Source organism: Streptomyces sp. A1136 (assembly GCF_004795055.1).
GTDB lineage: Bacteria > Actinomycetota > Actinomycetes > Streptomycetales > Streptomycetaceae > Streptomyces.
The window spans coordinates 61,555-82,532 of sequence record NZ_SSBJ01000016.1; the positions used below are offsets into that span (position 1 = coordinate 61,555).

General features: G+C 74.6%; 19 protein-coding genes, 1 tRNA gene and 1 pseudogene. 3 read left to right on the forward strand and 18 right to left on the reverse strand.

Annotated features, from left to right (window positions below; all coding sequences use genetic code 11):
- Positions 1 to 15: 15 nt before the first annotated feature.
- The 3 genes from E6R62_RS17465 to E6R62_RS17475 all read right to left on the reverse strand — a co-directional run bounded on the left by E6R62_RS17465 (position 16) and on the right by E6R62_RS17475 (position 5,779).
- Positions 16 to 606: a lytic polysaccharide monooxygenase gene (locus E6R62_RS17465; RefSeq protein WP_136214456.1), complete on the reverse strand. Its 591-nt coding sequence runs from the start codon at positions 604 to 606 to the stop codon at positions 16 to 18.
- 230 nt (positions 607 to 836) lie between these two features.
- A complete protein-coding gene (locus tag E6R62_RS17470) occupies positions 837 to 2,531 on the reverse strand; it encodes an SPFH domain-containing protein (RefSeq protein ID WP_240801725.1) in 1,695 nt (564 codons plus the stop codon).
- 1,718 nt (positions 2,532 to 4,249) lie between these two features.
- Entirely contained in the window at positions 4,250 to 5,779 is a 1,530-nt protein-coding gene (locus tag E6R62_RS17475) for a peptidoglycan-binding protein (RefSeq protein WP_136214458.1), read from the reverse strand.
- A gap of 229 nt (positions 5,780 to 6,008) precedes the next feature.
- Between E6R62_RS17475 and E6R62_RS17480 the strand changes: the two genes are divergently transcribed.
- Positions 6,009 to 6,082 (forward strand) — tRNA-Lys (locus E6R62_RS17480).
- 55 nt (positions 6,083 to 6,137) lie between these two features.
- On the opposite strand, the gene E6R62_RS17485 is transcribed toward E6R62_RS17480, so the two are convergent.
- From E6R62_RS17485 to E6R62_RS17525, 9 genes and pseudogenes are all read right to left on the reverse strand, one after another.
- Entirely contained in the window at positions 6,138 to 6,806 is a 669-nt protein-coding gene (locus E6R62_RS17485) for a class F sortase (protein WP_136214375.1), read from the reverse strand.
- 10 nt (positions 6,807 to 6,816) lie between these two features.
- Entirely contained in the window at positions 6,817 to 7,419 is a 603-nt protein-coding gene (locus E6R62_RS17490; protein ID WP_136214376.1) for a hypothetical protein, read from the reverse strand.
- A 128-nt stretch (positions 7,420 to 7,547) separates the two neighbouring features.
- The gene (locus tag E6R62_RS17495) at positions 7,548 to 8,327 is read right to left on the reverse strand and encodes an HAD-IIA family hydrolase (protein WP_136214377.1); all 780 of its coding nucleotides are present in this window, start codon (positions 8,325 to 8,327) and stop codon (positions 7,548 to 7,550) included.
- Between the two features lie 122 nt (positions 8,328 to 8,449).
- A pseudogene (locus E6R62_RS17500) lies at positions 8,450 to 8,818 on the reverse strand (ABC transporter substrate-binding protein); the annotation flags it as partial.
- Between the two features lie 206 nt (positions 8,819 to 9,024).
- On the reverse strand, positions 9,025 to 9,729 hold the full coding sequence (locus tag E6R62_RS17505) for a phosphonatase-like hydrolase (RefSeq protein ID WP_136214378.1): 705 nt from the start codon (positions 9,727 to 9,729) through the stop codon (positions 9,025 to 9,027).
- A gap of 5 nt (positions 9,730 to 9,734) precedes the next feature.
- Positions 9,735 to 10,856 (reverse strand): TIGR03364 family FAD-dependent oxidoreductase, encoded by a 1,122-nt coding sequence (locus tag E6R62_RS17510; protein ID WP_136214379.1) that lies wholly within the window; start codon positions 10,854 to 10,856, stop codon positions 9,735 to 9,737.
- A 147-nt stretch (positions 10,857 to 11,003) separates the two neighbouring features.
- Positions 11,004 to 11,774: a GntR family transcriptional regulator gene (locus tag E6R62_RS17515; RefSeq protein ID WP_136214380.1), complete on the reverse strand. Its 771-nt coding sequence runs from the start codon at positions 11,772 to 11,774 to the stop codon at positions 11,004 to 11,006.
- 29 nt (positions 11,775 to 11,803) lie between these two features.
- On the reverse strand, positions 11,804 to 12,604 hold the full coding sequence (locus tag E6R62_RS17520) for a hypothetical protein (RefSeq protein ID WP_136214381.1): 801 nt from the start codon (positions 12,602 to 12,604) through the stop codon (positions 11,804 to 11,806).
- A gap of 221 nt (positions 12,605 to 12,825) precedes the next feature.
- The gene (locus E6R62_RS17525) at positions 12,826 to 13,920 is read right to left on the reverse strand and encodes an ROK family transcriptional regulator (RefSeq protein WP_136214382.1); all 1,095 of its coding nucleotides are present in this window, start codon (positions 13,918 to 13,920) and stop codon (positions 12,826 to 12,828) included.
- Positions 13,921 to 13,970: 50 nt separating this feature from the next.
- Here E6R62_RS17525 and E6R62_RS17530 point away from each other — a divergent pair, with 50 nt between their 5' ends.
- Positions 13,971 to 15,086 carry a Gfo/Idh/MocA family oxidoreductase gene (locus tag E6R62_RS17530; protein WP_206308753.1) on the forward strand — a complete coding sequence of 372 codons (1,116 nt, stop codon included), beginning with the start codon at positions 13,971 to 13,973 and terminating at the stop codon, positions 15,084 to 15,086.
- Between the two features lie 168 nt (positions 15,087 to 15,254).
- Here the strand turns inward: E6R62_RS17530 and E6R62_RS17535 are convergent, their stop codons facing one another.
- The 4 genes from E6R62_RS17535 to E6R62_RS17550 form a co-directional block, all read right to left on the reverse strand.
- Positions 15,255 to 16,115 carry a fumarylacetoacetate hydrolase family protein gene (locus E6R62_RS17535; RefSeq protein WP_136214383.1) on the reverse strand — a complete coding sequence of 287 codons (861 nt, stop codon included), beginning with the start codon at positions 16,113 to 16,115 and terminating at the stop codon, positions 15,255 to 15,257.
- A gap of 184 nt (positions 16,116 to 16,299) precedes the next feature.
- Positions 16,300 to 17,004 carry a YidC/Oxa1 family membrane protein insertase gene (locus tag E6R62_RS17540; protein WP_136214384.1) on the reverse strand — a complete coding sequence of 235 codons (705 nt, stop codon included), beginning with the start codon at positions 17,002 to 17,004 and terminating at the stop codon, positions 16,300 to 16,302.
- Between the two features lie 187 nt (positions 17,005 to 17,191).
- On the reverse strand, positions 17,192 to 17,485 hold the full coding sequence (locus tag E6R62_RS17545) for a DUF6412 domain-containing protein (protein ID WP_136214385.1): 294 nt from the start codon (positions 17,483 to 17,485) through the stop codon (positions 17,192 to 17,194).
- A gap of 152 nt (positions 17,486 to 17,637) precedes the next feature.
- The gene (locus tag E6R62_RS17550; RefSeq protein ID WP_240801727.1) at positions 17,638 to 18,465 is read right to left on the reverse strand and encodes a class E sortase; all 828 of its coding nucleotides are present in this window, start codon (positions 18,463 to 18,465) and stop codon (positions 17,638 to 17,640) included.
- Positions 18,466 to 18,521: 56 nt separating this feature from the next.
- On the opposite strand from E6R62_RS17550, the gene E6R62_RS17555 reads away from it, so the two are divergent.
- The gene (locus E6R62_RS17555) at positions 18,522 to 19,532 is read left to right on the forward strand and encodes an SEC-C domain-containing protein (RefSeq protein WP_136214386.1); all 1,011 of its coding nucleotides are present in this window, start codon (positions 18,522 to 18,524) and stop codon (positions 19,530 to 19,532) included.
- Here E6R62_RS17555 and E6R62_RS17560 read toward each other — a convergent pair.
- Positions 19,493 to 19,963 (reverse strand): very short patch repair endonuclease, encoded by a 471-nt coding sequence (locus E6R62_RS17560; RefSeq protein ID WP_136214387.1) that lies wholly within the window; start codon positions 19,961 to 19,963, stop codon positions 19,493 to 19,495. The genes E6R62_RS17555 and E6R62_RS17560 overlap by 40 nt on opposite strands.
- On the reverse strand, positions 19,950 to 20,969 hold the full coding sequence (locus E6R62_RS17565; RefSeq protein ID WP_136214388.1) for a hypothetical protein: 1,020 nt from the start codon (positions 20,967 to 20,969) through the stop codon (positions 19,950 to 19,952). The genes E6R62_RS17560 and E6R62_RS17565 overlap by 14 nt, the downstream gene beginning before the upstream one ends.
- Between the last annotated feature and the right edge of the window lie 9 nt (positions 20,970 to 20,978).

Consider the following 20,978-nt stretch of genomic DNA (forward strand, 5'->3'; position numbering starts at 1 on the left):
TTAGCTGACGTTACGTCAGAACTGAACGTCGGAGCAGGCGTAGAAGGCCATCGGGGTGTCGTTCACGGTCCAGACCGCCAGGATCATGTGGCGGCCGGTCTTCCCGCTGGGCATCGTGCCCTGGTGGACGGTGGTCATGGCGGGGCGGGCGCCGTTGTAGGCGACGGTGAGGAAGGGCTGGGGGTCGAGCGAGGCCCGGGTGAGGGGCTTCTTCGGGTCCCAGCCGTTCTTGGTGACGTAGTACTTGAAGTCCGTGGTGGAGTGGTTGGCGGTGAACTGCCACCGGAAGGAGTAGCTCTGCCCGGCGGTCACGTTGGTGGCGGGCCAGGCGCCGCCGCGCGGGTCGTCGAGCTGGGCGAACTCGCTGTGGCCGCCGGAGCATATCTGGCCGTCGGCGGGGCCGGCGGCCGGGAAGCCCTTGTAGCCCTCGACGCTCTGCGGCTCCCACTGGATGGGGCCGCAGTCGGGGACGCTCTTGTTGGCGCAGAGCTTCTGGCGGCTGATGGGGGTGTCGGTGTAGCCGTGACCGCTGGCGGTGGGGGCGCCTGCGAAGGTGACGGCGGCCAGGACGCCGAGGGCGAGCGCGGCGGCGGACCGTTTGGGCATGCGGAGGAGACGCATGATGCTCCTTGGACGTGGGGGGAGTCAGACGGGAGAGCGTGCGCACGCGTGGGGTTGAGTGCGGTGGGGATGACGATCAGGTCTAGACCAAGTTCCAGGTTATTGACGGGAGTTGGCCATGTCCATACCAACGGGAGAACGGGTGGTCCGGTCGTGACCGGCCACCCGTTCCCTGTTCCGTCCGCGTCCTTCCGTCCGCCCGTCCTCGCGGGCGGCTACTGGTCCGCGCGCCCCGTGTAGAAGGCGACGGTCAGGTCCTTCACCAGGGCCTTGCGCTCGTAGTCGTCCAGCTCGACGATCCCGCGCGAGGTGAGCCGGTGGACGGTGTCGTCGACGGCGTCGACCACCGAGGTCAAGACGGTGTCCCGGTGCTTGGCGTCGATCGCCGCGACCCGGCGGCGGCGCATGGCCTCGGCGACCTCGGGGGCGTACTCGATGCGGGTGGGCTGCGCGGAGAACACCTCGATCCCGACGGCTTCCGTCTCGGCCGCCACCATCCGGGTCAGCGCGTCGCCGACGGCCTCGGCGTCGCGCAGGGTGGGGGCGTCCTCGTGGAAGGCGTCGGCGGGCAGTTGGGACAGGACCCTCGCCATGGCCGATTCCACCTGCTCGGCGAGGTACTCGGTGTGGTCGGCCACGGCGAGGGTGGCCCGGGCGGTGTCCTTGACCTGCCACACCACCTGCACCACGACCTGTAGCGCGAGGCCGCCGGCGTCCACGGCGGGCATGGGCTCACTGCGCCAGTGGCGCAGCCGTACGTCGACCCGGCGGCGCAGCAGGAGCGGACTGACCCAGGTCAGCCCGGTCCGGCGGACGGTGCCCCGGTAGCGGCCGAAGAGGGTCAGCACCCAGGCGTGGCCGGCCTTGGCGCGGCCGAGCCCGCCGAGGGCCAGCAGCGCGACGACGCCGAGGAAGGCGAGCGGGGGCCAGCAGGTGGCGGGCAGCCCGTGGTAGGCGCGGGGCGCCGCCCCGAAGGCGGCGGCGAGGACGTCGGGGACGGCGCCGGCCCGCCAGAGCACCACCGCGCAACCGGTGAGGGCGAGACCGCCGATGCCGACGGCGACCCAGCCGGGCAGGACGGGGCCGCGGTGCTCGCGGAGGCTGTCGTCACCGCGGGGGACGCGGCGGCCGGCGGCGTGCGGCTTGGCCCGGGGGGCGGAGGGCTGCGGCAGGGGGTGGGCGGCCGGCAGCGGTTGGCGGGACTGCCCGAGGAACGGGAGGTGTACGGGGATGGCGGTGACGGTGGCCCCGCGGACGGGTTCGGCGTGCGGGAGGTCGGGGTCGTCGTCCCGGCCGTCCTCGGCACCGGGGCCCAGCACGCGGGCGACGGCCCGGCCGACGAGATCCGCGACGACCCCCTGGCGGGGGGCGGCGGGGGGCGGCTCTTCCTGGGGATGGGGGATGTACGAGCCGGGCTCCCCCTGTGCCCGGGCGGCCGGGATGCCGTCCGGGTGCGGACGCGGGTGCTCGGCCTCGCGGTCGTGGGGCGCGTCGTGGGCCGGACCGGACCGGCCCACCCCGGCGAGCACCGGCTCCGGGTCGGGGGCTTCGACCTCCGACCGGTCGTGCCGCTCGCCGCCTGCCGGCACCGGCACCCGGGCGGTGTCGGTCTCGCTCGGGGCGGTGTCGCAGGCCGCCGCGTATGGGGCCGCGGCCCGGGCCGAGAACTGGCCCGCCTGCACGGCGGGACCCGAAGCCGCCGGGGGCGTGACCGGGCCGGGGGCCGCCGCGTTGGCGGGGTCGGGGGCATGCGGCATAGTCGCCGCGGAGGCCGCGCTCGGGGCGGTGTCGCAGGCCGCCGCCCACGGGGCCGCAGCCCGGGCCGAGAACTGGCCCGCCTGCACGGCCGGACCCGAAGCCGCCGGGGGCGTGACCGGGCCGGGGGCCGCCGCCGCGGGGGACGGGGGCACGGCAGGCACGGCAACCGGAGCCGGAGCCGTCTGCGGCGTCGGACCGGGCACCACCGCCGGCCACACGCCGAGGCCCGTCACCTTCGGGGCCGAGGTCGGGGTCCGTGGCGTCGCCGGAGCTCCCGCCCGGGTGGCAGGAGGAGGCCCGACGGCCGGCTCCCGCTCCGGGCTGTGACCCGGGGGCACCGAGCGGACGGAGCAAAGGGGCGCGCCGGGCTCGGCTACGGGGGCCTCCTGACCCCGGGCCGAGGCCGCCGACGGAGCCACCGCAGCAGCCGCGCCGGTACCGGCCGTCGCGACCCGGCCCTGTCCCGGCTCCCGGTCCGCGTCCCGCGCCGGATTCAGATCCCGGGAGGGGGCCCAGGCCGGAGCCGGCGACGGAGCTGCCTCCACTGGCGCCTCCCGCGCCGGGCCCAGGTCTCGGCCCGGCGTCCAGGACGGAGCCGCCTCTGTGCCCGCCTCCCTCGCGGGGCCCAGGTTCCGAGCCGGGGTCCAAGTCGGGGCCGACTCCCGCGCCGGGCTCGGCTCCCGGCCCACCTCCCGCGCCGGATTCAGATCCCGGGACGGGGCCCAGGCCGGGGACTCGGACACAGCCGCCCCCCGCGCCGCACCCGGCTCGCGGCCCACCTCCTGCGCCGGATTCAGATCCCGGGACGGGGCCCAGGCCGGAGCCGCCTCTGTGCCCGCCTCCCGCGCCGGACCCAGGTTCCGGGCCGGGGTCCAAGTCGGGGCCGACTCCCGCGCCGGGCTGAAGTCCCGGCCCGCCGTCCAGGTCGGAGCCGGGGACGAAGCCGCCCCCCGCGCCGGGCTCGGCTCCCGGGGCGCATCCTGAGCCGGGCTCAGGTCCTGCGCCGGGGTCGCCTGCCGCGTGGGAGGAACAGGCGCGACCGGCTCCGCCGTCGCAGCCGCCTGCGACGCGATCGGGGCCCCCTCCGGGGCGGGGGGCGGAGGCGGAGGCACCGCCCCGGCCGCACCGAACTCCGGTGCGGGAGTCCGGCCCAGGTTCGAACGGGTCGGGACCTGAGACGCGGGCGAGGCCTCACCGGGACCGGCCGATACGACCCGGCCCCGGCTCGGCTCGCGGCCCGCGTCCAGCGCCGGGCTGAAGTCCCCGCCCGGCGTCCAGGACGGAGCCGGCGACGGAGCTGCCTCGACTGCCGCCTCCCGCGCCGGGCCCAGGTCCCGGTCCGGCGTCCAGGACGGAGCCAGGGACGGAGCCGCCTCTGTGCCGGCGTCCCGCGCCGGATTCGGGTTCCGGGACGGGGCCCAGGCCGGGGACTCGGGCGCAGCCGCCCCCCGCGCCGGGTTCGGCTCCCGGGTCGCGTCCCGCGCCGGGCCCAGGTTCCGGGCCGGGGTCAAGGTCGGGGCCGACTCCCGCGCCGGGCTCGGGTCTTGTGCCTGGGGCGACGGCTGAGGGGCGGTCGCCGGGCGGGCGGGGGGTGGGGTCGGCGCCGGCCCCGGGATCGGCGCCGCCGCGATCGGGGGCGGAGGCGGCGGCCAAGCCGACGCCACGGTCGTGGCCGCGGCCGTCGCCGCCGTACGGGCCGGCGACGGGGACGGGGCCGTGGGGTGGGAGTGGGGGCGGGTGGTCCAGCGGCCCGGGCGGGGCGTCCGGCGCGGGTCGGCCGACGGCGGCGTCGAGGTCGCCGTCGGCAACGGGGGGACGGGGAAGGTGCCCGTCGTGGTCGTCGTGCGCGTGGGGTACATCGTTGCCTCCGTCATGCGAACAGCCGGCGCCAGGTTTCCGGGCCCGGATAGCCGTTGGCCGAGGAGCCGCGCCAGCCCTGCGCTCGCTGGAACGCCTCGACGTTGCGGCGGTCGGCCTCGCTCCAGACCGAGCCCGGGCCGGACGGGTAGTGCTTGCCGAACCCCCTCGCCACCAACCGGTGGCGGAGGGCGGCGAGGGCCGGGCCGGACTGCCCCGGCCGGAAGGCCGCCGGTCCCGGGTAGGCGGGGTGACCGCCCGGACCCGGCGCGGCGTCGGGCAGGGGCACGATGTCGTTGCCCTGGCCCTGGACCAGCAGCCGCCAGGTGTGCGCGCCCGGGATGCCGTCGGCCTCGGCGCCCGTCCAGCCCTGCGCCTGCTGGAAGGCCTGGGTCGCCAGCCGGTCGGAATCGCTCCACTTCGTGCTGGGGCCCTTGGGGTAGAAGCGGCGCCCGCCCCGGTCGATCAGCATCCGGCCCAGGCGCGCAACGTATTCGTTGTTCGCGCCCGGCCCGAACATCCCCGCCCCGGGGAAGGCGGACGGAGCCGTCGGCTTCGGGTCGGTGCCCGTCCCGTCCGCCACGAGTCCGCCGGTCACTCCGGTGAAGCGGTACGGGAGGTACTTCGTCGCGTTGTTCCAGTACCCGTAGGGGGTCGCCAGTTTGCGCGTGGTCGGGCGCGTCTGCTCGTAGGCGATGTAGTGGGTGCGCGTCTCGTCGACCCAGCCGCCGAAGAGGGTGACGTGCGAGCCGTTGTTGGGGTCGGAGGGGTTGTGGAAGAGGAGCATGTCCCCCGGCAGCAACTCGTCCTTGGTGATCTTCTTGGCGAACTTGTCGAGGCTGCCGGTCCATTCGTTCGAGCCGAGGTTCCAGGCCATGGAGACGAAGCCCGAGCAGTCCTGCCGGTATCCGTCCGACCAGTAGTCGGACATGCTGTACGGGACCTGCTCCTCCAGCCACACCTTCGCCCGGTTGATGATCGTCGCCCGGTCGATCCGCCGCGCCACCGTGGGCGCGCCGGGCAGGCCCGGGGGCTTGGCGGGGGTCCCCTTCGGCCCGTGCAGTGGCGCCCGCCCGCCCTGGGGGGAGCCCGGAACGTCCGAATGCCCGGGCCCCGGCCCGGTGGGCGTCCCGTGACCCGGCACGTCGGGTCTCGCGCGCCCCGGACCGTCATGGGCGCCATGCCCCGGACCGTCATGGGTCGCGTGACCCGGACCGTCATGCCTCACGTTTCCCGGGCCGACACCCGGCCGCGCGTGTCCCGGCGGCGCCGTCGGCCGCGTCGGGTCCGGGCCGGCCGGTTTCACCGGGCCCGGGCCGGGTGCCGGACGGGCCGTCGCCAGGGCGGTCGCGCCGCCGCCGCTCAGCACCACACCGGCCGCCGTGGCCAGTACCAGCGCGCGACGGGCGCCGCGCGCGGCGGGGTGCCCGCCGTCCCGGAGCGGTATGGCCCGCGCGCGGGCCAGGGCGCGCCGGCGCTGCACACAGCCCAGGCACACGCAATCGCCCGCGGGCTCGTACTCCTCGAAGACCGGCATCCGCATCGATGGCGCCATCTGCACATGCACCGGAGGCTGCGTCGTCATGCGTTCCGTCCACTCCCCTTGCTCGTCCACTCGTCCGGCCGGGCACGCGTCTGGCGGGGCATCAGGTTCGCCCCGGCCCAGACATATCGTGCACGACAAACCCCCTAAACATGGGTTAATCGGACAACGCGGGCGCGGCTGGTCACGAGCACTCCCGCAGGTGGGGTAGAGTTTTGCCTGTCACCAAGCGCCGCTAGCTCAGTTGGTTAGAGCAGCTGACTCTTAATCAGCGGGTCCGGGGTTCGAGTCCCTGGCGGCGCACAGACGGGAGAAACCCCCGCAGCGAAAGCTGCGGGGGTTTCTTCGTTCCCGTTCCTCACACCGCCGTACCGGGTCTCGTCCTCACACCCGTCAGGTAGGCGGAGACCACCACATTGGCCGAATACTCCTTGGCCGTCTTGTCATAGGTTCCGCCGCAGGTCACCAGCCGCAGCTCGGCGCGGCCCGGCACCTTGGGGCCGTACGCCTTCTGCGGGTCGAAGCCCGCCCGCTCGTAGACCCGTACGTCCTCGACCGTGAACTCGGCCACGGAACCGTCCGCCCGGACCACGCCGACCTTGTCGCCCCGCCCGACCGTGCTCAGACCGTAGAAGACCGCCGGCTTCGCCCGCGTGTCGACGTGGCCGACCAGCAGGGCGGTCCCGGCCTTGCCCGGCTGGGTGCCGCCGCTCCACCAGCCGACCGTGCCCGGGTTCTCGTACGGGGGCGGCTCGATCGCCCCCACGCGGTCCAGGCCGCGCGAGATCACCGGCGCCTGGATGCCCAGGGACGGTACGTCGAGCCGGGCGGGCGGTGCCGCCGCCAGTGGGGCGTGCGCCACCGGCAGGCCGGGGGCCGCCGCCCCGCCGCCCCCCGCCTGCCCTGCGGGCGGTACGGGAACCCCGGTGATCTCCCGCCCCCACAACCACAGCCCGAGCACCAACACCGTCCACGCGGCGAACGTCAGCAGTCGGGAGCCGCCGGAGCCGCGGGGCTCCTCGTTCACCGGCGCTCCCTCACTCGCTGCCGCGACGGCGGCGCAGCGCCAGCGCCCTGCCCGCGACGGCGAGGGTGGCGACGGCGGCCAGGACGGCGCCGATCACCGTCTGGGGCAGCCCAGGCCCGTCGCCGCCGTGGTTCTTCTTCGCGGGTGCCGCCGCCAGCTCGGTCGTCTTGGCGACCTCGGCGGCCATCGCGCCGCCGCCCGCGTGGACGGGCCAGACGGGCGAGTGGTGCGGGTCGGGGTGGTGGCGTTCACGGATGCGGACGGAGCCGCTGACCCGGTCGTCGCGGCCGTCGCACTTGACGCGGATCTCGTGCGAGCCGGACTGGGCGTGCGAGGCGATCAGCGCGTCGCCCCACAGGGCGTGGCGGTCGTCGTGTCCGGGGGAAAGGTGCACCTCGGAGACGAAGACGGAGGATCTGGCCGACGCCCAGCCGCCGTCGCAGCCCCGCACCTCCAGCTTGACCAGATCGCCGGGCTCGGCGGGGTCCGGCCGGACCGAGACGCCACCGCGACCCCAGTCCTCGGCGACGGCTGCGGGCGCGGTCACCGCGGTGAGGGCCGTCAGGGCGACGGCCACCCCGGTGGCACGGAGAGCGATCAGAGCACTGCGCATGGTGAACCTCCTCTCTTAGGAGGTTCACGCGCGGCGCGCCGCTCCGCATCCGGAGCGGCGCACGCTTGGACCGTACGAGTCAGCCGTACCCGCCCGGCGGACGGGCGGACGGACGGGCCGGCGGACGGCTAGACGAGATCGATCAGGTCGGCGATGGAGTCGACGGTCTTGGTCGGGCGGTAGGGGAACTTCTCGGTGTCCTCGACCGAGGTGAGGCCGGTCAGGACGAGGAAGGTCTGCATGCCCGCCTCCAGGCCCGCGAGTACGTCGGTGTCCATCCGGTCGCCGATCATGGCGCTGGACTCGGAGTGCGCGCCGATGGCGTTCAGACCGGTCCGCATCATCAGCGGGTTGGGCTTGCCCGCGAAGTACGGCTGCTTGCCGGTCGCCTTGGTGATCAGCGCGGCGACGGCGCCGGTGGCGGGCAGCGGGCCCTCGACGGAGGGGCCGGTCTCGTCCGGGTTGGTGCAGATGAAGCGGGCGCCGCCGTTGATCAGGCGGACGGCCTTGGTCATGGCCTCGAAGCTGTACGTACGGGTCTCGCCGAGGACCACGTAGTCGGGCTCGTGGTCGGTCAGGATGTAGCCGATGTCGTGCAGGGCGGTGGTCAGACCGGCCTCGCCGATGACGTAGGCCGTGCCGCCCGGGCGCTGGTCGTCGAGGAACTTGGCGGTGGCGAGCGCCGAGGTCCAGATGTTCTCGACGGGGACGTGCAGGCCCATCCGGTTGAGGCGGGCGTGCAGGTCGCGCGGGGTGTAGATGGAGTTGTTGGTCAGCACCAGGAAGGGCTTGCCGGACTCGCGCAGCCGCTTGATGAAGGCATCGGCGCCGGGGATCGGGGTGCCCTCGTGGATGAGGACTCCGTCCATGTCGGTGAGCCAGGATTCGATCGGCTTGCGCTCTGCCACGGGACTGTTCTCCGCTCTGCGGGGCCTCTGACCTCGGGGGCCTCTGGTCTGTACCACCCTAACGGCGAAGGGCCGTGGACGGGGGGCGCGTCCACGGCCCGGACAGGACGGGAGGCAACCGGTCAGCTGCCGGTGGCCGACTTCCACGCGTCGACGTAGCCGGAGAGGTTCTTGTCGATGTCCGCCCAGTCCGGCTCGAAGACCTCGACACCCGTCATGATCCTGGTGAGTTCGACGGGGTTGGCGTCGGTGGGCTTGACGTCGGTGCGGGCCGGGAAGCCGCCGCCGACCTCGCTGACCAGCTTCTGGGCGTCCTCACCGAGCAGGTAGTCGAGGAGCTTCCGGCCGTTCTCGCTGTGCGGGGCCTTGGCGACCAGACCGGGCGCGTACGGGAGGGCGAAGGTGGTGGGCGTGCCGCCGTCCTTGGCCGGGAACCAGATCCCGAGGTTCGGCATGGCCTTGGACTGCGCGTAGTTCATCTGGACATCACCGCGACGAGCAGCTCGCCCTTGTGGTGACATGACGGCGCCGGGACCTGACGCGGACCCGGCCGGTACCGGCGCCGCGGCCGTGGTCTTGCCCGAGCCGGAGGGGCCCGGCAGCGCCATCACCTCGCCCGGCTCGGCGGTGAGGTCGAGCCGGTCCAGGACGGTGGTGCCGTGATAGGCGACCGAGACCGAGTCGAAGCGGATGCCGCTCACGCCGACTCCACCAACAGGGCCGGGAGTTCGGCGACCGAGTCGAGGACGTGGGTGGCGCCGTTGCCGGTCAGCGCCTCACGGTCGTGCGCGCCGGTCAGGACACCGGCCACGATCCCGGCGCCCGCGCGGACACCGCTGAGCATGTCGTACGCCGTGTCGCCGACGACCACGGTCTGTCGTACGTCGGCCACCGCGCCGGTGCGCAGGAACGCGGCCAGCACCATGTCGGGGTAGGGCCGGCCCCGGCCGCCGGCGTCGGCGGGGCAGAGGGTGAGGTCGGCCAGGTTCCGCCAGCCGAGGGCGTCGAGGATGGCGTCCTGGGTGACGCGGGCGAAGCCGGTGGTCAGGACGACGGTGCGACCGTCGGCGCGGAGCTCGGCGATGGCTTCCGCGGCGCCGGGGACCGGGGCGATCAGATCGGCGCCGACCAGTTCCCCGTACGCCTCCTCGAAGGCGGAGTTGGCGCGCCGCGCGAGCTCCTCCGTACCGAACAGGTGCCGGAAGACGGAGATCTTCGACTCGCCCATGGTGTCGCGGACGTACCGGAGCTTGGCCGCGTGCTCGGCGCTGCCCGGCTCGACACCCATGCGTTCGGCGGCGCGTTCGAAGGCTCGCTCGACGAGGCCGCCGTCGCGGACGGTGGTGCCGGCCATGTCGAGGACGACGAGGTCGCGGGTTCCGGTGGTGTTCGTATCTGTCATTTCGGCTACCAGCCCAGTTCGTTCGCGGTGGTCTCGGCTATGGCGGGCGAGCAGGTCATGCCGCGCCCGCCGGGTCCGGTCACCAGCCACACGCCGTCGGCGACCTGCCGGCGGTGGACGACGCGGGTGGTGTCGGTGCATTGCGCGTACACGCCCGCCCAACGGCGGCGGATCGCCGGCAGCGGGCGGCCCAGGAAGGACTCGACCACCTCGGTGAGGTGCTCGTAGGGGTCTTCGACGGTGTCGAACGCGAAGGGGTGCTCGTACTCGTGCGTGTCCCCGATCGTCAATCCGCCGTCTTGGCGCTGGACCATCAGCAGCTGCATGTTGTGCGCGGCGGCGATCGGCGCCTGCCGCTGCCCGGCGTTCAGGTCGTCGAGGGCCTGTGACCGGTACGCGGGGTAGTAGCGGAAGCTGTCCGCGTCCGCGACGGAGGTGGTCAACGGCTCGCCGAGCGGGGCGGTCTGCATCATCTGGAGCCGGACGCGACGGACGGGCAGGTCCGGGTCCAGCTCGCGCACCAGGCCGGACAGCCAGGCGCCGGTGGCGAGGATGACGACGTCACCGCGGTGGACTTCACCGTGGTCGTCGCGGACCGCGCCGGTCCCGACGACCTCGCGCACCTCTCGTCCGGGCAGGAAGGTGTACCGGCCGGTGGCGCGCAGGGCCTCGCGCAGGTGGAGCTGGGCGGTGCGCGGCTCGACCGCCGCGTCCCGCTCGCACCACAGGGCGGCCTCGAAGGAGCCGCGCAGGGCCGGGTTGATCGCCCGGGCCTCCTCCGCGGTGACGATCCCGTAGCCGCGTGCGGTGGCGTCCGGGCGGGCCACGGCCGCTTCGGCGACGGCGAGTTCGCGGGGGTTGCGGACCGGGGTGAGGGAGCCGATGGCGCGGAAGCCCAGGCCCGGCACCCGCGCGCCGATCCGCTCCCAGAGCTCGCGGGCGCGCAGGGCGGTGTCGAGCTCTTCGCCCCCGGCTCGTCCACTCACCCAGATCTGGCCGAAATTGCGCAGGGACGCCCCGCGGGCCTCGGCTTCCCGCTCGATCTGGACGACCTCGTGGCCGCGTTCGACTGCTTGCCAGGCGTGCATGGTGCCGACCACGCCGCCTCCTACGACTGTGACTCTCACGCGGTCCACGCTGGGCGCGGACCGTGGCCCGGGAAGGGCGGCGCGGTGGCGGTCGGGTGAACAGGCCTCGATGCTTGGACTAGACCCGTTATCTTTCTGTGACAAGAATACGTCCCTTTCGGTCGCTTCGATGGGGAACGGCCGAGGCTACTCGGGACGCAGGCGGGTCGTGAAGCTGAACCGGTCGCCACGGTAGAGCGAACGCACCCGCTCCAGCGGGAGGCCGTCCTGGTCCCGGGAGAAGCGGTGGATCAGCAACATGGGAAGGGCGGGAGGGGTACCGATCAGCAGGGCTTCGCGGGGCGTCGCGAGGACCGTCTCCAGCTTCTCGTCGGCGTCGCCGAACGAGATCCCGAGCCGTTCGCGGAGGTACCCGTAGAAGGAGGAGTCGGGCTGGAAATCGCTGTCCAGGCGAGGCGCGCGGGCGACGCGCAGGTACGTGCTCTCCAGGCCGACGCGTTCGTCGTCGGCGAGCAGTACGCGCTCCAGGTGCCAGACGGGCTCGCCCGTCTCGGCGCCGATGCCCCGCGCCAGCTCGGACGGGCAGGGGAAACGCTCCAGTCCGATGAGGTGGCGGCCCGGCCGGCGGCCCTGGCGACGCACGCCCTCGGTGTAGCTCGCCAGGGACAGGGGCTGTTCCAGCTTGGGCCCGGCGACGACGGTCCCCCGGCCGGAGCGGCGCAGCCGGCCCTCCAGCAGCAACTCGCGCAGGGCTTGGCGGACGGTTTCGCGGGAGACCTCGTACTGCTCGGCGAGATCACGCTCGGTGGGCAGCAGACCGCCCTCTCCGAGTTCCTCGACCAAGACGGAGATGCGGGCCTTGACCGCGTAGTACTTGGGGATGCGCCCGTGCTCGGGGATGCCGGACCGCACGGCCTGTCCGGGGCGGTGGGGCTGGCTCTGGCTCTGGTGTTCCACCCTCGGACTGTACGTCGGCCGGGTGTACGTCAGCCGTCGGCGTGGGAGCCTTCGACGCCGGCGCCGTCGACGCGGGAGCCTTCGGCCCGGGCGCGCAGCCTGCGGGCGCCGAGCAGCAGCGCACCGCCGGTGGCGAGGGTGGCGACGGCGGCCGCGGCGGACACCCAGGGGCGGGGGCCGGTGTGGGCCAGCGAGCCCGCCTCGACCGCCTCGTCCTCCGGTCCCTCGACGGAGAACCGGTAGCCGCCCGCCTCGCCCACCCAGTCCCCGTCGTCGCCCTTGCGCTGGACGACGGCCGCGTCGGCGAGGACCTCGCCGTGGGGGGCGTCGGCGGCGAAGGCGAGCGAGACGCGGACCGTACGGGAGCCGCCGGCGCCGATGGTGAACCCGGTGAAGGCCTCGCCGCCGTCGAACACGGCGATGATCTCGTCGCGGTCGCTGCGTTCGAGGGTGACGGGGTGGGGGCCGTCGGGGGTCTCGAAGTCCATCCGGAGGTGGGCGGGGCGCAGGGTGCGGGCCTTGTCCGTGAAGACGAGGACGGGGTGGATGGCGGTGCACGTGCCGGCGGTGGTGTTGGTCAGGTCCAGGAACCAGGTCTGCGGACCGCCGCCGGTGCGGTACACGGCCGGGCCGCCGCGGATGCGGGCACCGATGGGGAAGGCGCTGCTCTTGGCGTCGCCGCAGGTGGCCTTCGCGCGCGAGGGCAGCGCGGGGGCGGGGCGGGCGCCGCCGCCGTTGCCGATGTCGGCGGAGGCGGGGCCGGGCGTGAGCAGGCAGAGGAACGCGGCGGCCAACAGGGCGGGAGGGGCAAGGGCTTCGCGCAGTCGCATGGAGGACCTTCGCAGCTCGCCGGACGGAAAAATTGATGATCGGACGAGGCGACAATCACCCCGCTCCGCCCGGCACTCTCCCACGCCCCCACCCCACCGGGCCCCAGCCGCGCGCGCGGCACCCCCCTTTACGCCTGATCGGACGCGGCGGACCCCACCGGCCCGGGCGGACGAATCCGGCCCCGCCGGACCGCCCCGGCCCACCGACAGGCTCGGGCGCGTCAGACCCCCCGCCCGAACACCGGTCCCAGCACGAGTTCCGCCGCCCCCTCCGACACCCCGGTCCCGACCGCGGCCACCACCGGCGCGGCCCCCGTCCGGCGTCGGCCCAGCACCGCCCGAACCCCCTCCACGAACACCCCCGGCTCCGCCTCCACCACCCGGCCGCCCAGCAGCACCCGGTCCACGTCCAGCAACGCCACCACGTTCGCCGCCCCCTCCCCGAGCACCCGCGCGGCCGCCGCGAGATCCCCCCGTTCCAGCGCCGCCAGGCACAACGCCTCCGCGCAGCCCCGCCCCCCGCACCTGCACGGCGGTCCGTCCAGCTCCAACACCTGGTGCCCGAACTCCCCCGCCAGCGAGCGCGGCCCCCGGAACACCGCACCGTCCAGCCACAGCCCCGCCCCCAGACCGGTCCCGAGGTGCAGGTACACGCAGTTGCCGGGGTCGCGCCCGGCCGCCCCCGCCACCCCCGCGTTGGTGTCCTTGTCCACCACCACGACCGGCGCGGTCGCCGACAACCGCCTGGCCAGCGCCTCCCGCAGCGGGAACCCCTCCCACTGCGGGAATCCCGTCACCCGCCCCAGCACCCCGTCCCGCCAGTCCAGCGGGCCCGGCGCCGCGACGCCCACCCCCAGCAGCGGCGCCCCCGCCCCGCCCGGGACGGAAACCCGATCGAGGGCCCGTAGCACCGCCTCCACCGCCGCGTCCGGTCCCGCCGCGAAGTCCAACGGGCCGCACCACCGCGCGAGGACGCCTCCCGCCAGGTCGACCCGCACGGCCGTCAGTTCGTCGCGGTCCATGTACACGCCCACCGCGTGGCGTGCGTCCGGGACCAGCCGCAGCAGGGTCCGCGGCTTGCCGCCCGTCGACGCGCCCCTGCCGGCCTCCGCCACCAGGCCCTCCGCCGCCAGCCGGGCTGTGATCTTGCTGACGGCCTGGGGGGTGAGCCCCGTACGGTCCGCGAGGTCGGCGCGGCCCAGCCCACCGGACCCCGCGCCGCGCAGCAGGCCGAGGAGCAGCGCCTCGTTGTGCCCGCGCACCGCCGGCAGGTTCACCCCGCCGCGGCCCCCGCCGTCCCGATTGCCCCGGTTCACCCCGCCGCCTCTCCTTGCACTTCCGCAACACTGTTGTCAAAGTATGACCCATGCCCCTGAACGCCACCTCCCCCCTCCGCGTCGGACTCGTCGGCTACGGACTGGCCGGTTCCGTCTTCCACGCGCCCCTCGTTACCGCCACCGAAGGACTCGTCCTCGACGTGGTCGTCACCTCCGATCCCGAGCGCCGGGCCCAGGCCCGCGAGGCGTACCCCGGCGTCCGGATCGCCGAGTCCGCCGCCGAGCTCTGGGAGGGCGGGGGCGGGGCCGATCCCGTGGACCTCGTCGTCATCGCCTCCCCCAACAAGACGCACGTCCCCCTCGCCCGGGCCGCCCTCACCGCCGGTGTCCCCGTCGTCGTGGACAAGCCGCTCGCCGCCACGGCCGCCGAGGCCGAGGAACTGGCCGCACTCGCGGAGCGCACCGGCACCTTCCTGTCCGTCTTCCAGAACCGCCGCTGGGACAACGACTTCCTCACCCTGCGCCGGCTCCTGGCCGAGGGCGAACTCGGCGATGTCCAGCGCTTCGAGTCCCGCTTCGAGCGGTGGCGGCCCCAGCTCAAGGGCGGGTGGCGGGAGTCGGGGGCGCCGGAGGAGATCGGCGGGCTGCTGTACGACCTGGGCAGCCACGTGGTGGACCAGGCGCTGGTGCTCTTCGGCCCGGCGGTACGGGTCTACGCGGAGACCGACGTGCGCCGCGCGGGCGCGGAGGCGGACGACGACACCTTCATCGCGATCACGCACGCGGGCGGCGTCCGGTCGCACCTGTACGTCAGCGCGACCACCGCCCAGCTCGGTCCGCGCTTTCGGGTGCTCGGCTCGCGCGCCGGCTGGGTCAAGTACGGCCTGGACCCCCAGGAGGCGGCGCTGCGCGAGGGGCTGCGGCCGGGGGCGGACGACGGCAGGGCGTGGGGCGTGGAGCCGGAGCACCTGTGGGGCCGACTGGGCGCCGGCGAATCGCCTCTGACCGGCGGGGGAACCCCCGTGCCGACCGTGCCGGGCGACTACCCGGCGTACTACGCGGCGGTGGCCGACGCCCTGCGCGAGGGCGAGCCGGCCCCGGTGACGGCGCGTGAGGCGGCGCACTGCCTGGCCGTGCTGGAGGCGGCCCGCCGGTCGTCGGACGAGGGCGTCACGGTGACGCTCGCGCTCGCCGACCCGGCGTAAGGGCGCCGGCCCGGGCGGGACGGCCACGACCCGACCGGCACCGGCAGGCAGCGGGCGGGCGGGCGGCAGGAAACGGGGCGGGCCGCCCCCCGGGGGCCCGCCCCTCCCGCGCCGCCGACCCGATCGCCGGCCCGCTTCCGGCCCGGGGCCGATCCGATCGTCGTCCGGTCAGGCGCCCTTGAACTCCTGGCGCTGGCGCCCGAGACCGTCGATCTCGACCTCCACGACGTCACCGGCGCGGAGGTAGGGCTTGGGCTCGGGCTGCCCCATGGCCACGCCCGCCGGGGTGCCCGTGACGATGACGTCACCGGGGTAGAGGGTCATGAACTGGCTCAGGTATCGGACGACCTCCCCGACCGGGAAGATCTGGTCCGAGGTGTTGCCGTCCTGCTTGAGTTCGCCGTTGACCCAGAGCCGGACGCCGAGGTCCTGCGGGTCCGCGACCTCGTCGGCGGTCACCAGCCAGGGGCCGAGCGGGGTGAAGGTCTCGCAGTTCTTGCCCTTGTCCCAGGTACCGCCGCGCTCTATCTGGAACTCGCGCTCCGATACGTCGTTGACCAGCGTGTACCCGCCCACGTGCGCCAGCCCCTCCTCGGCGGAGGCGAGGTAGCGGGCGGTGGCGCCGATGACCACGCCGAGCTCGGCCTCCCAGTCCGTCTTCACGCTGCCGCGCGGGATGAGGACCGTGTCGTCCGGGCCCACGACCGTGTCCGGCGCCTTGAGGAACAGGATCGGTTCGGCCGGCGGCTCGGCGCCGATCTCGGCGGCGTGCCCGAAGTAGTTCAGTCCGATGCCCACGACCTTGCCGATGCGGCCGATCGGTGAACCCACGCGCAACCCTTCGGCGTCGAGTGCGGGGAGTTCCCCGGGCGCCGCCGCCGCGTCCCGTACCCGGGACAGCGCGGAGTCGTCGGCGAGGAGCGCGCCGTCCACATCCGTGATCAGCCCGGACAGGTCCCGCAGGGTTCCGTCCTGGTCGAGCAGCGCGGGGCGCTCCGACCCGACGGGTCCGACACGCAGCAGCTTCATGGGCATTCTCCCGTGGTCGAGGGTGGTCGGCCCATGGGCATGCCCCGGGCCGGACGATGGGTTGCGGCCATCGGAGGATTGGCCGATCCTCCAAGAAGTCCGGCCAATCCGCAAGACCCTGTTCACGGACTGGAACGCCGCCCTGCGTCGGCCCACCCCCCGGCCGCTGCGCAGCCGCCCTCCGTCAACCCCGCGCCGGTGCCGGACGCCGTTGCAGCCAGGCGCGCTCGGCCACCGACCACGCCGTGGTGGTCAGCAGGTAGAGCCCGGCGGCGAGCGGTACGACGGCGGCGGTGATCAGCGTTCCGAACGACAGCAGGGGCAGTACGCCACCCAGCTTCCGCATCGCCGCCTCCTGCTCGGCGGACAACGCCCCCGCGCCCCCTCCCGGCAGGCCGCGACCGGCGACCGCCGCCTTCACCCCGGAACCGGAACCGGAACCACCGCCGGATCCGACCTCCACAGCCGCTGCCCGGGCCGCGCGGCGCCCCCGGACCGCGCTCCAGGCCGCCACCGCCGCGATCGCCGCGAAGAGACCGAGGAAGACGAGCCCGGGCGCTCCGAACACCCCGCCCTGAGCGAGCGCGTCGGCCCACCGGTCCCCCAGGGGCGCGGCGAGCAGCCGGTGCCCCAGCAGCTCGTTGCCCGTCCCGCCGACCTCCGGCGAGGAGAACACGCGGTACATGACGTAGAACACCGGCAGCTGCAACAGCGCGGGCAGGCAGCCGGCCATCGGCGTCGCACCGCGGACGGCCGCCCGGCTCAGCGGGTGCAGCGCGAGGCGCACGAGCACGGTGAACAGCACGATCGCCACAGCGGTCGCGGACTCGGCCAGTACCGGCTCCAACAGCCGGCCCAGCTCGGCAACAAGGTGGGTGAAAACGGACACGCGGGCCCTCCGAAGGGTCTCGTCGAACGTCGAAAGAAATGCGTTTCGGCGTGACGACCCGCGAGGGGCGACGACAGATGATCAGTGAGCGGAAGGCGGGTGCCGGCAACCGGCTGCCACCCGACCGGTACCACCGGCCAAGGCATACCGGCCAAGGCATACCGGGCCGGCCATGTATTGCGCGCCCCTACGCGGCCGTCGGGACGAGGCGGCCGGGAGCCCTGGGCCGCGACCGGCCGGAGGCGTCGGGATCACGCTGCGGCAGGAACGCCGTGCGCTGCTCGCGATCACGGATCGCGGTGCGTATCCGGTGCGGGGGCGCGAGACGGACCCGGCCCGCCGCCAAGGCGGCGGCGCCCACCGCGACGACGGCCGCGAGGGCCACCACCACGCCGACCGGCCCGCTCTGCCCGAGCAGCGGCGCCAGGAAGCCGCCGAGCAGCAGCAGCGTCACGAACAGATCGTGGAAACGCCCGAACACACCGCCCACCCCTTCCGCTCCGCCGCCCACCCGCACGAACCCATGTCACGAACCACCCTACTGACGCAACGGCCCCGCCCACGCGCTGGTTCCCGGTTTCACGGATCTCTCGATTCCCCGCACCCCGTCACCGGTTCGCGTCACCGGTTCCCTCACCGCTTCAGCGTCCCCCACACCACCAACCGGTACGTCGAGGTGTACTCGGGCGTACAGGTGGTCAGCGTGATGTACGCACCGGGCGCGCTGTATCCGTACTCCGGCTTCACCACGCTGCGCGGCACGGACGCGACCACGCCCGTGTCCCGCGCGGTGGTCTCGGGCAGGACCCGCCCCACCGCGTACGTGTACCTCTGCCCCCGCACGTCGACCGTCACCTCGTCCCCCGCCCTGAGCCGGTTCAGGTACCGGAACGGCTCCCCGTGCGTGTTGCGGTGCCCGGCCAGCGCGAAGTTGCCCTCCGCGCCCGGCTGCGCGGTCCCGGGGTAGTGCCCGACGTACCCCTTGTCCAGGACGGCCTTCTTGTCGACACCCTGCGCGACGGGCACGACCAGCCCGAGGCGCGGGATGCGCAGGACCGCGTACGACTGGTCCCGCTCGGGCGCGGGCGCAGGCCCGGCCGCCCGGGCCGGGGCGCCGGAAGCGGGCCCGCCTGCCGGGGAGGCGGACGGCGGCGGCGACGGCCCGGCCCCCGACGACGCGTCCGATCCCCGCGGCCCGGGCTCCGGCCCCGAATCCTCCCCGGGCGGTCGTGGGGACCCCGGCTCGGGCGCCGCCCACCCCCGCTCCAGCGCCCGGACCTCCTCCCGCGCGCCCGCCAGGGCCTGCCGGTTGGTCCACCACACCTGGTGCACCACCAGCAACAACACCACCGCCCCGACCGTGACGGCCAGTTCCGCGGCCCCCCACAGCACCCCCGCGAGACCGGCCCGGCGCCCCCGCCGGCCGCGCCCCTGCACCACCACAGGTATGTGATCCCGCACGGGCGGCACCTTAAGACCTCCCCCGTCAACTGACCAGCGGCAGTACGGTGTGAACCATGCGCCCCGACACGCCTGCCGAGCACATCGCCGAAGCCGAGCGCCTCATCCGCACGGCGACCCGCTACCCCGAGGACCAGGAGCCCTTGCTCCTCCAGGCCGCGGCCCACCTCGAACTGGCCGACGAACGGGAACGGGCAAGCGCGCTCTACGACCAACTCCTCGCATCCGACCCCGACGACCCGCACCTGATCAAGGCGCTCCAGGCCTCGAACCTGTGGGAGTACGGCCACGAGGCCGAGGCCCGCGCGTTGATCCAGGGCATCCGTACGGCGGCCCCCGCCGACCCGGCGCCCTGGGAGGTCATCGCGGAAGCCCTGGAGAACCACGACGAGTTGACCGCCTCGGAGGAGTGCTTCACCCAGGCGGTCACCCTCCTGATCCCGGAGAACGCGCCCCTCACCCGGGCCACCACCGCGCTCCTCACGGGCCGCCACCGCGTCCGCCGCCTCCTCGGCCGCCCGCACGACGACTGGGACATGGTCGCGGACACCCGCCACATCGGCCCCATCCCGCTGGACGAGCTCCACGACCCCAAGCGCATCTGGGCCCTGGGCTCCGACGACCCGGCCGAGCTCCGCGCCGAGATCGCCCGCCTGCGCGCCGAACTGGGCGACCGTCGGGCCGCGCTGTCCCGCCCCTTCCCGGTCGCGATCCTCCACTGGCCGCAGCGGGAACTCGCGGAACTCCTGGCCGGCTACCCGACCCTCGCCGCCGAGTACCCGTCGCACGCGCTGCACCTGGAACGGATCGAAGCGTCCCTCCGGGCCCTGGCCGCCTCCGGCACCACCAACCTGGGCATCGTCACGGGCAGTGTCCCCTCCTACGAGGCTTTCGCCGCCTCCGAGAAGACCTCCCCGGCCTCCCCCAGCCTCCTGGCGGAGTACGCCACCACCCTCGCCGCCCGCGGCAAGGCCACCCCCTGGCCCCCGACCCCCACCTCCCCCTGCTGGTGCGCCTCGGGCAAGCCCTACCCGGAGTGCCACGGCGGGGACACGCCGATCGTCTGACCCCGAGGAGTCGCGTGGGGGCGGCGGGCCCGGACCGCCGCCGCCACGCGCAGGGCCGCTTCCTGCGCCGACTCGTGCTCCCAGACCCGTACGGCCAACCAACCGGCCTCCGCCAGGCGCGCGTCGGTATCGCGGTCGCGGGCCCGGTTCCCCTCGATCTTCGCGCGCCAGAACTCGGGGTTGCTGCGCGGCCAGGTGGCGTGCAGGGGACAGCCGTGCCAGAAGCAGCCGTCCACGAAGACCGCGACCCGCGCCGGGCCGAACACGATGTCGGCTTCCCTGCGCACCCCTCTCACCGGGCGCCGGTGCACCCGGTAGCGCAGCCCCGCGGCGTGCAGCGACCGCCGCAGGGCGAGCTCGATCCCGGTGTCCTTGCTCTTTTGCCGACTCATCCGGGCCCGGACGGCCGGGGTGCTCTCAAGGGGTTCCACACCGCCATTCTCCCGGAACGGGCAGCTCCAACTGGACGTGCCCACGGGCCCGGACGGTCGGGGGCACGCGACGGTGGGCGGCGAGGGCGAGCAGGGCGCGCAGCGCGGCGAGGACCTCCGTCGGGCTGTCGCGGATCATGGAGGGCGTCGCGCTGACCACCAGGATGCCGTGGGACTCCAGGCGCAGGCGGCGGCGGAGGGTGGCGTGCCAGGCGTCGCGCGTGTAGTGGTACTCGGCCGAGTCGATCTCCAGCGCCACGCCCTCGTCGGGCCAGTAGGCGTCCGGGCAGGCCAGGAAGGTGCCGTCCGGGGTGTGCAGGCGGGCGTTCCACAGCGGGGTCGGCAGGTCGGTCGCCGTGAGGGCGTCACGGGCCCGGGCCTCGGCGACCGAGCGGACGCCGGCCAGGAGCTCCGACGCCGCCGAGCGGACGGCGGGGCGGCCCAGGAGGCGGGAGGCGCGCAGTTCCGCGTGCAGGTCGTGCGGGTGGCACCAACCGGCCTGGACGACCTGCGCGAGCGTCGACCGGATGCGGTCGGGGTCGTCGGCGCGGGCGGCGTAGTCGGCGGCGGCGCGCACCGGCCGGGTGCTCGGGATGCGGCGGACGGTGATGGTGCGCGGCCAGCGGGAGGTGGCCAGCGGTCGGACCCCGGCGGTGGCGGTGAGCCGGCGCGGGGCGCGGATCAGGACGTCGGCCGGGGTGTGCGGGGCTTCGCGGATGCCGAGCAGGGCGAGCGCGGCGCCGCCGGTCAGCGCGGCCGTGTCGCCGGAGAGGGGGTCGGCCGTGGGCTCGGCGGCGTAGAGGACCGCGGCGAGCGCGCGTTGACGGCGGTCCGGGGGCCCGGTCTGGAGGAGGTAGACCCGGGGAAGCAAGCGTTGCCAGGGGCCGCCCTGGCGGGTACGGGAGGTGATGGTGCCGTCCGGTACCCCGGCGGCGGTCGTGAGCTGGTGCCGGGTGGCCATGTTGAGCTGGCGCCGGGCCAGTCGCTGGGGCGTCGTGGTGATCATGGCGCGGAT

Coding starts and splice junctions, on each gene's coding strand:
- E6R62_RS17490 (WP_136214376.1), bottom strand. CDS start 7,419: ATGCGCAGTGCTCTGATCGCTCTCCGTGCCACCGGGGTGGCCGTCGCC.
- E6R62_RS17555 (WP_136214386.1), top strand. CDS start 18,522: ATGCGCCCCGACACGCCTGCCGAGCACATCGCCGAAGCCGAGCGCCTC.
- E6R62_RS17565 (WP_136214388.1), bottom strand. CDS start 20,969: ATGATCACCACGACGCCCCAGCGACTGGCCCGGCGCCAGCTCAACATG.
- E6R62_RS17535 (WP_136214383.1), bottom strand. CDS start 16,115: ATGAAGCTGCTGCGTGTCGGACCCGTCGGGTCGGAGCGCCCCGCGCTG.
- E6R62_RS17530 (WP_206308753.1), top strand. CDS start 13,971: ATGCCCCTGAACGCCACCTCCCCCCTCCGCGTCGGACTCGTCGGCTAC.
- E6R62_RS17475 (WP_136214458.1), bottom strand. CDS start 5,779: ATGCGGATGCCGGTCTTCGAGGAGTACGAGCCCGCGGGCGATTGCGTG.
- E6R62_RS17505 (WP_136214378.1), bottom strand. CDS start 9,729: ATGACAGATACGAACACCACCGGAACCCGCGACCTCGTCGTCCTCGAC.
- E6R62_RS17520 (WP_136214381.1), bottom strand. CDS start 12,604: ATGCGACTGCGCGAAGCCCTTGCCCCTCCCGCCCTGTTGGCCGCCGCG.
- E6R62_RS17465 (WP_136214456.1), bottom strand. CDS start 606: ATGCCCAAACGGTCCGCCGCCGCGCTCGCCCTCGGCGTCCTGGCCGCC.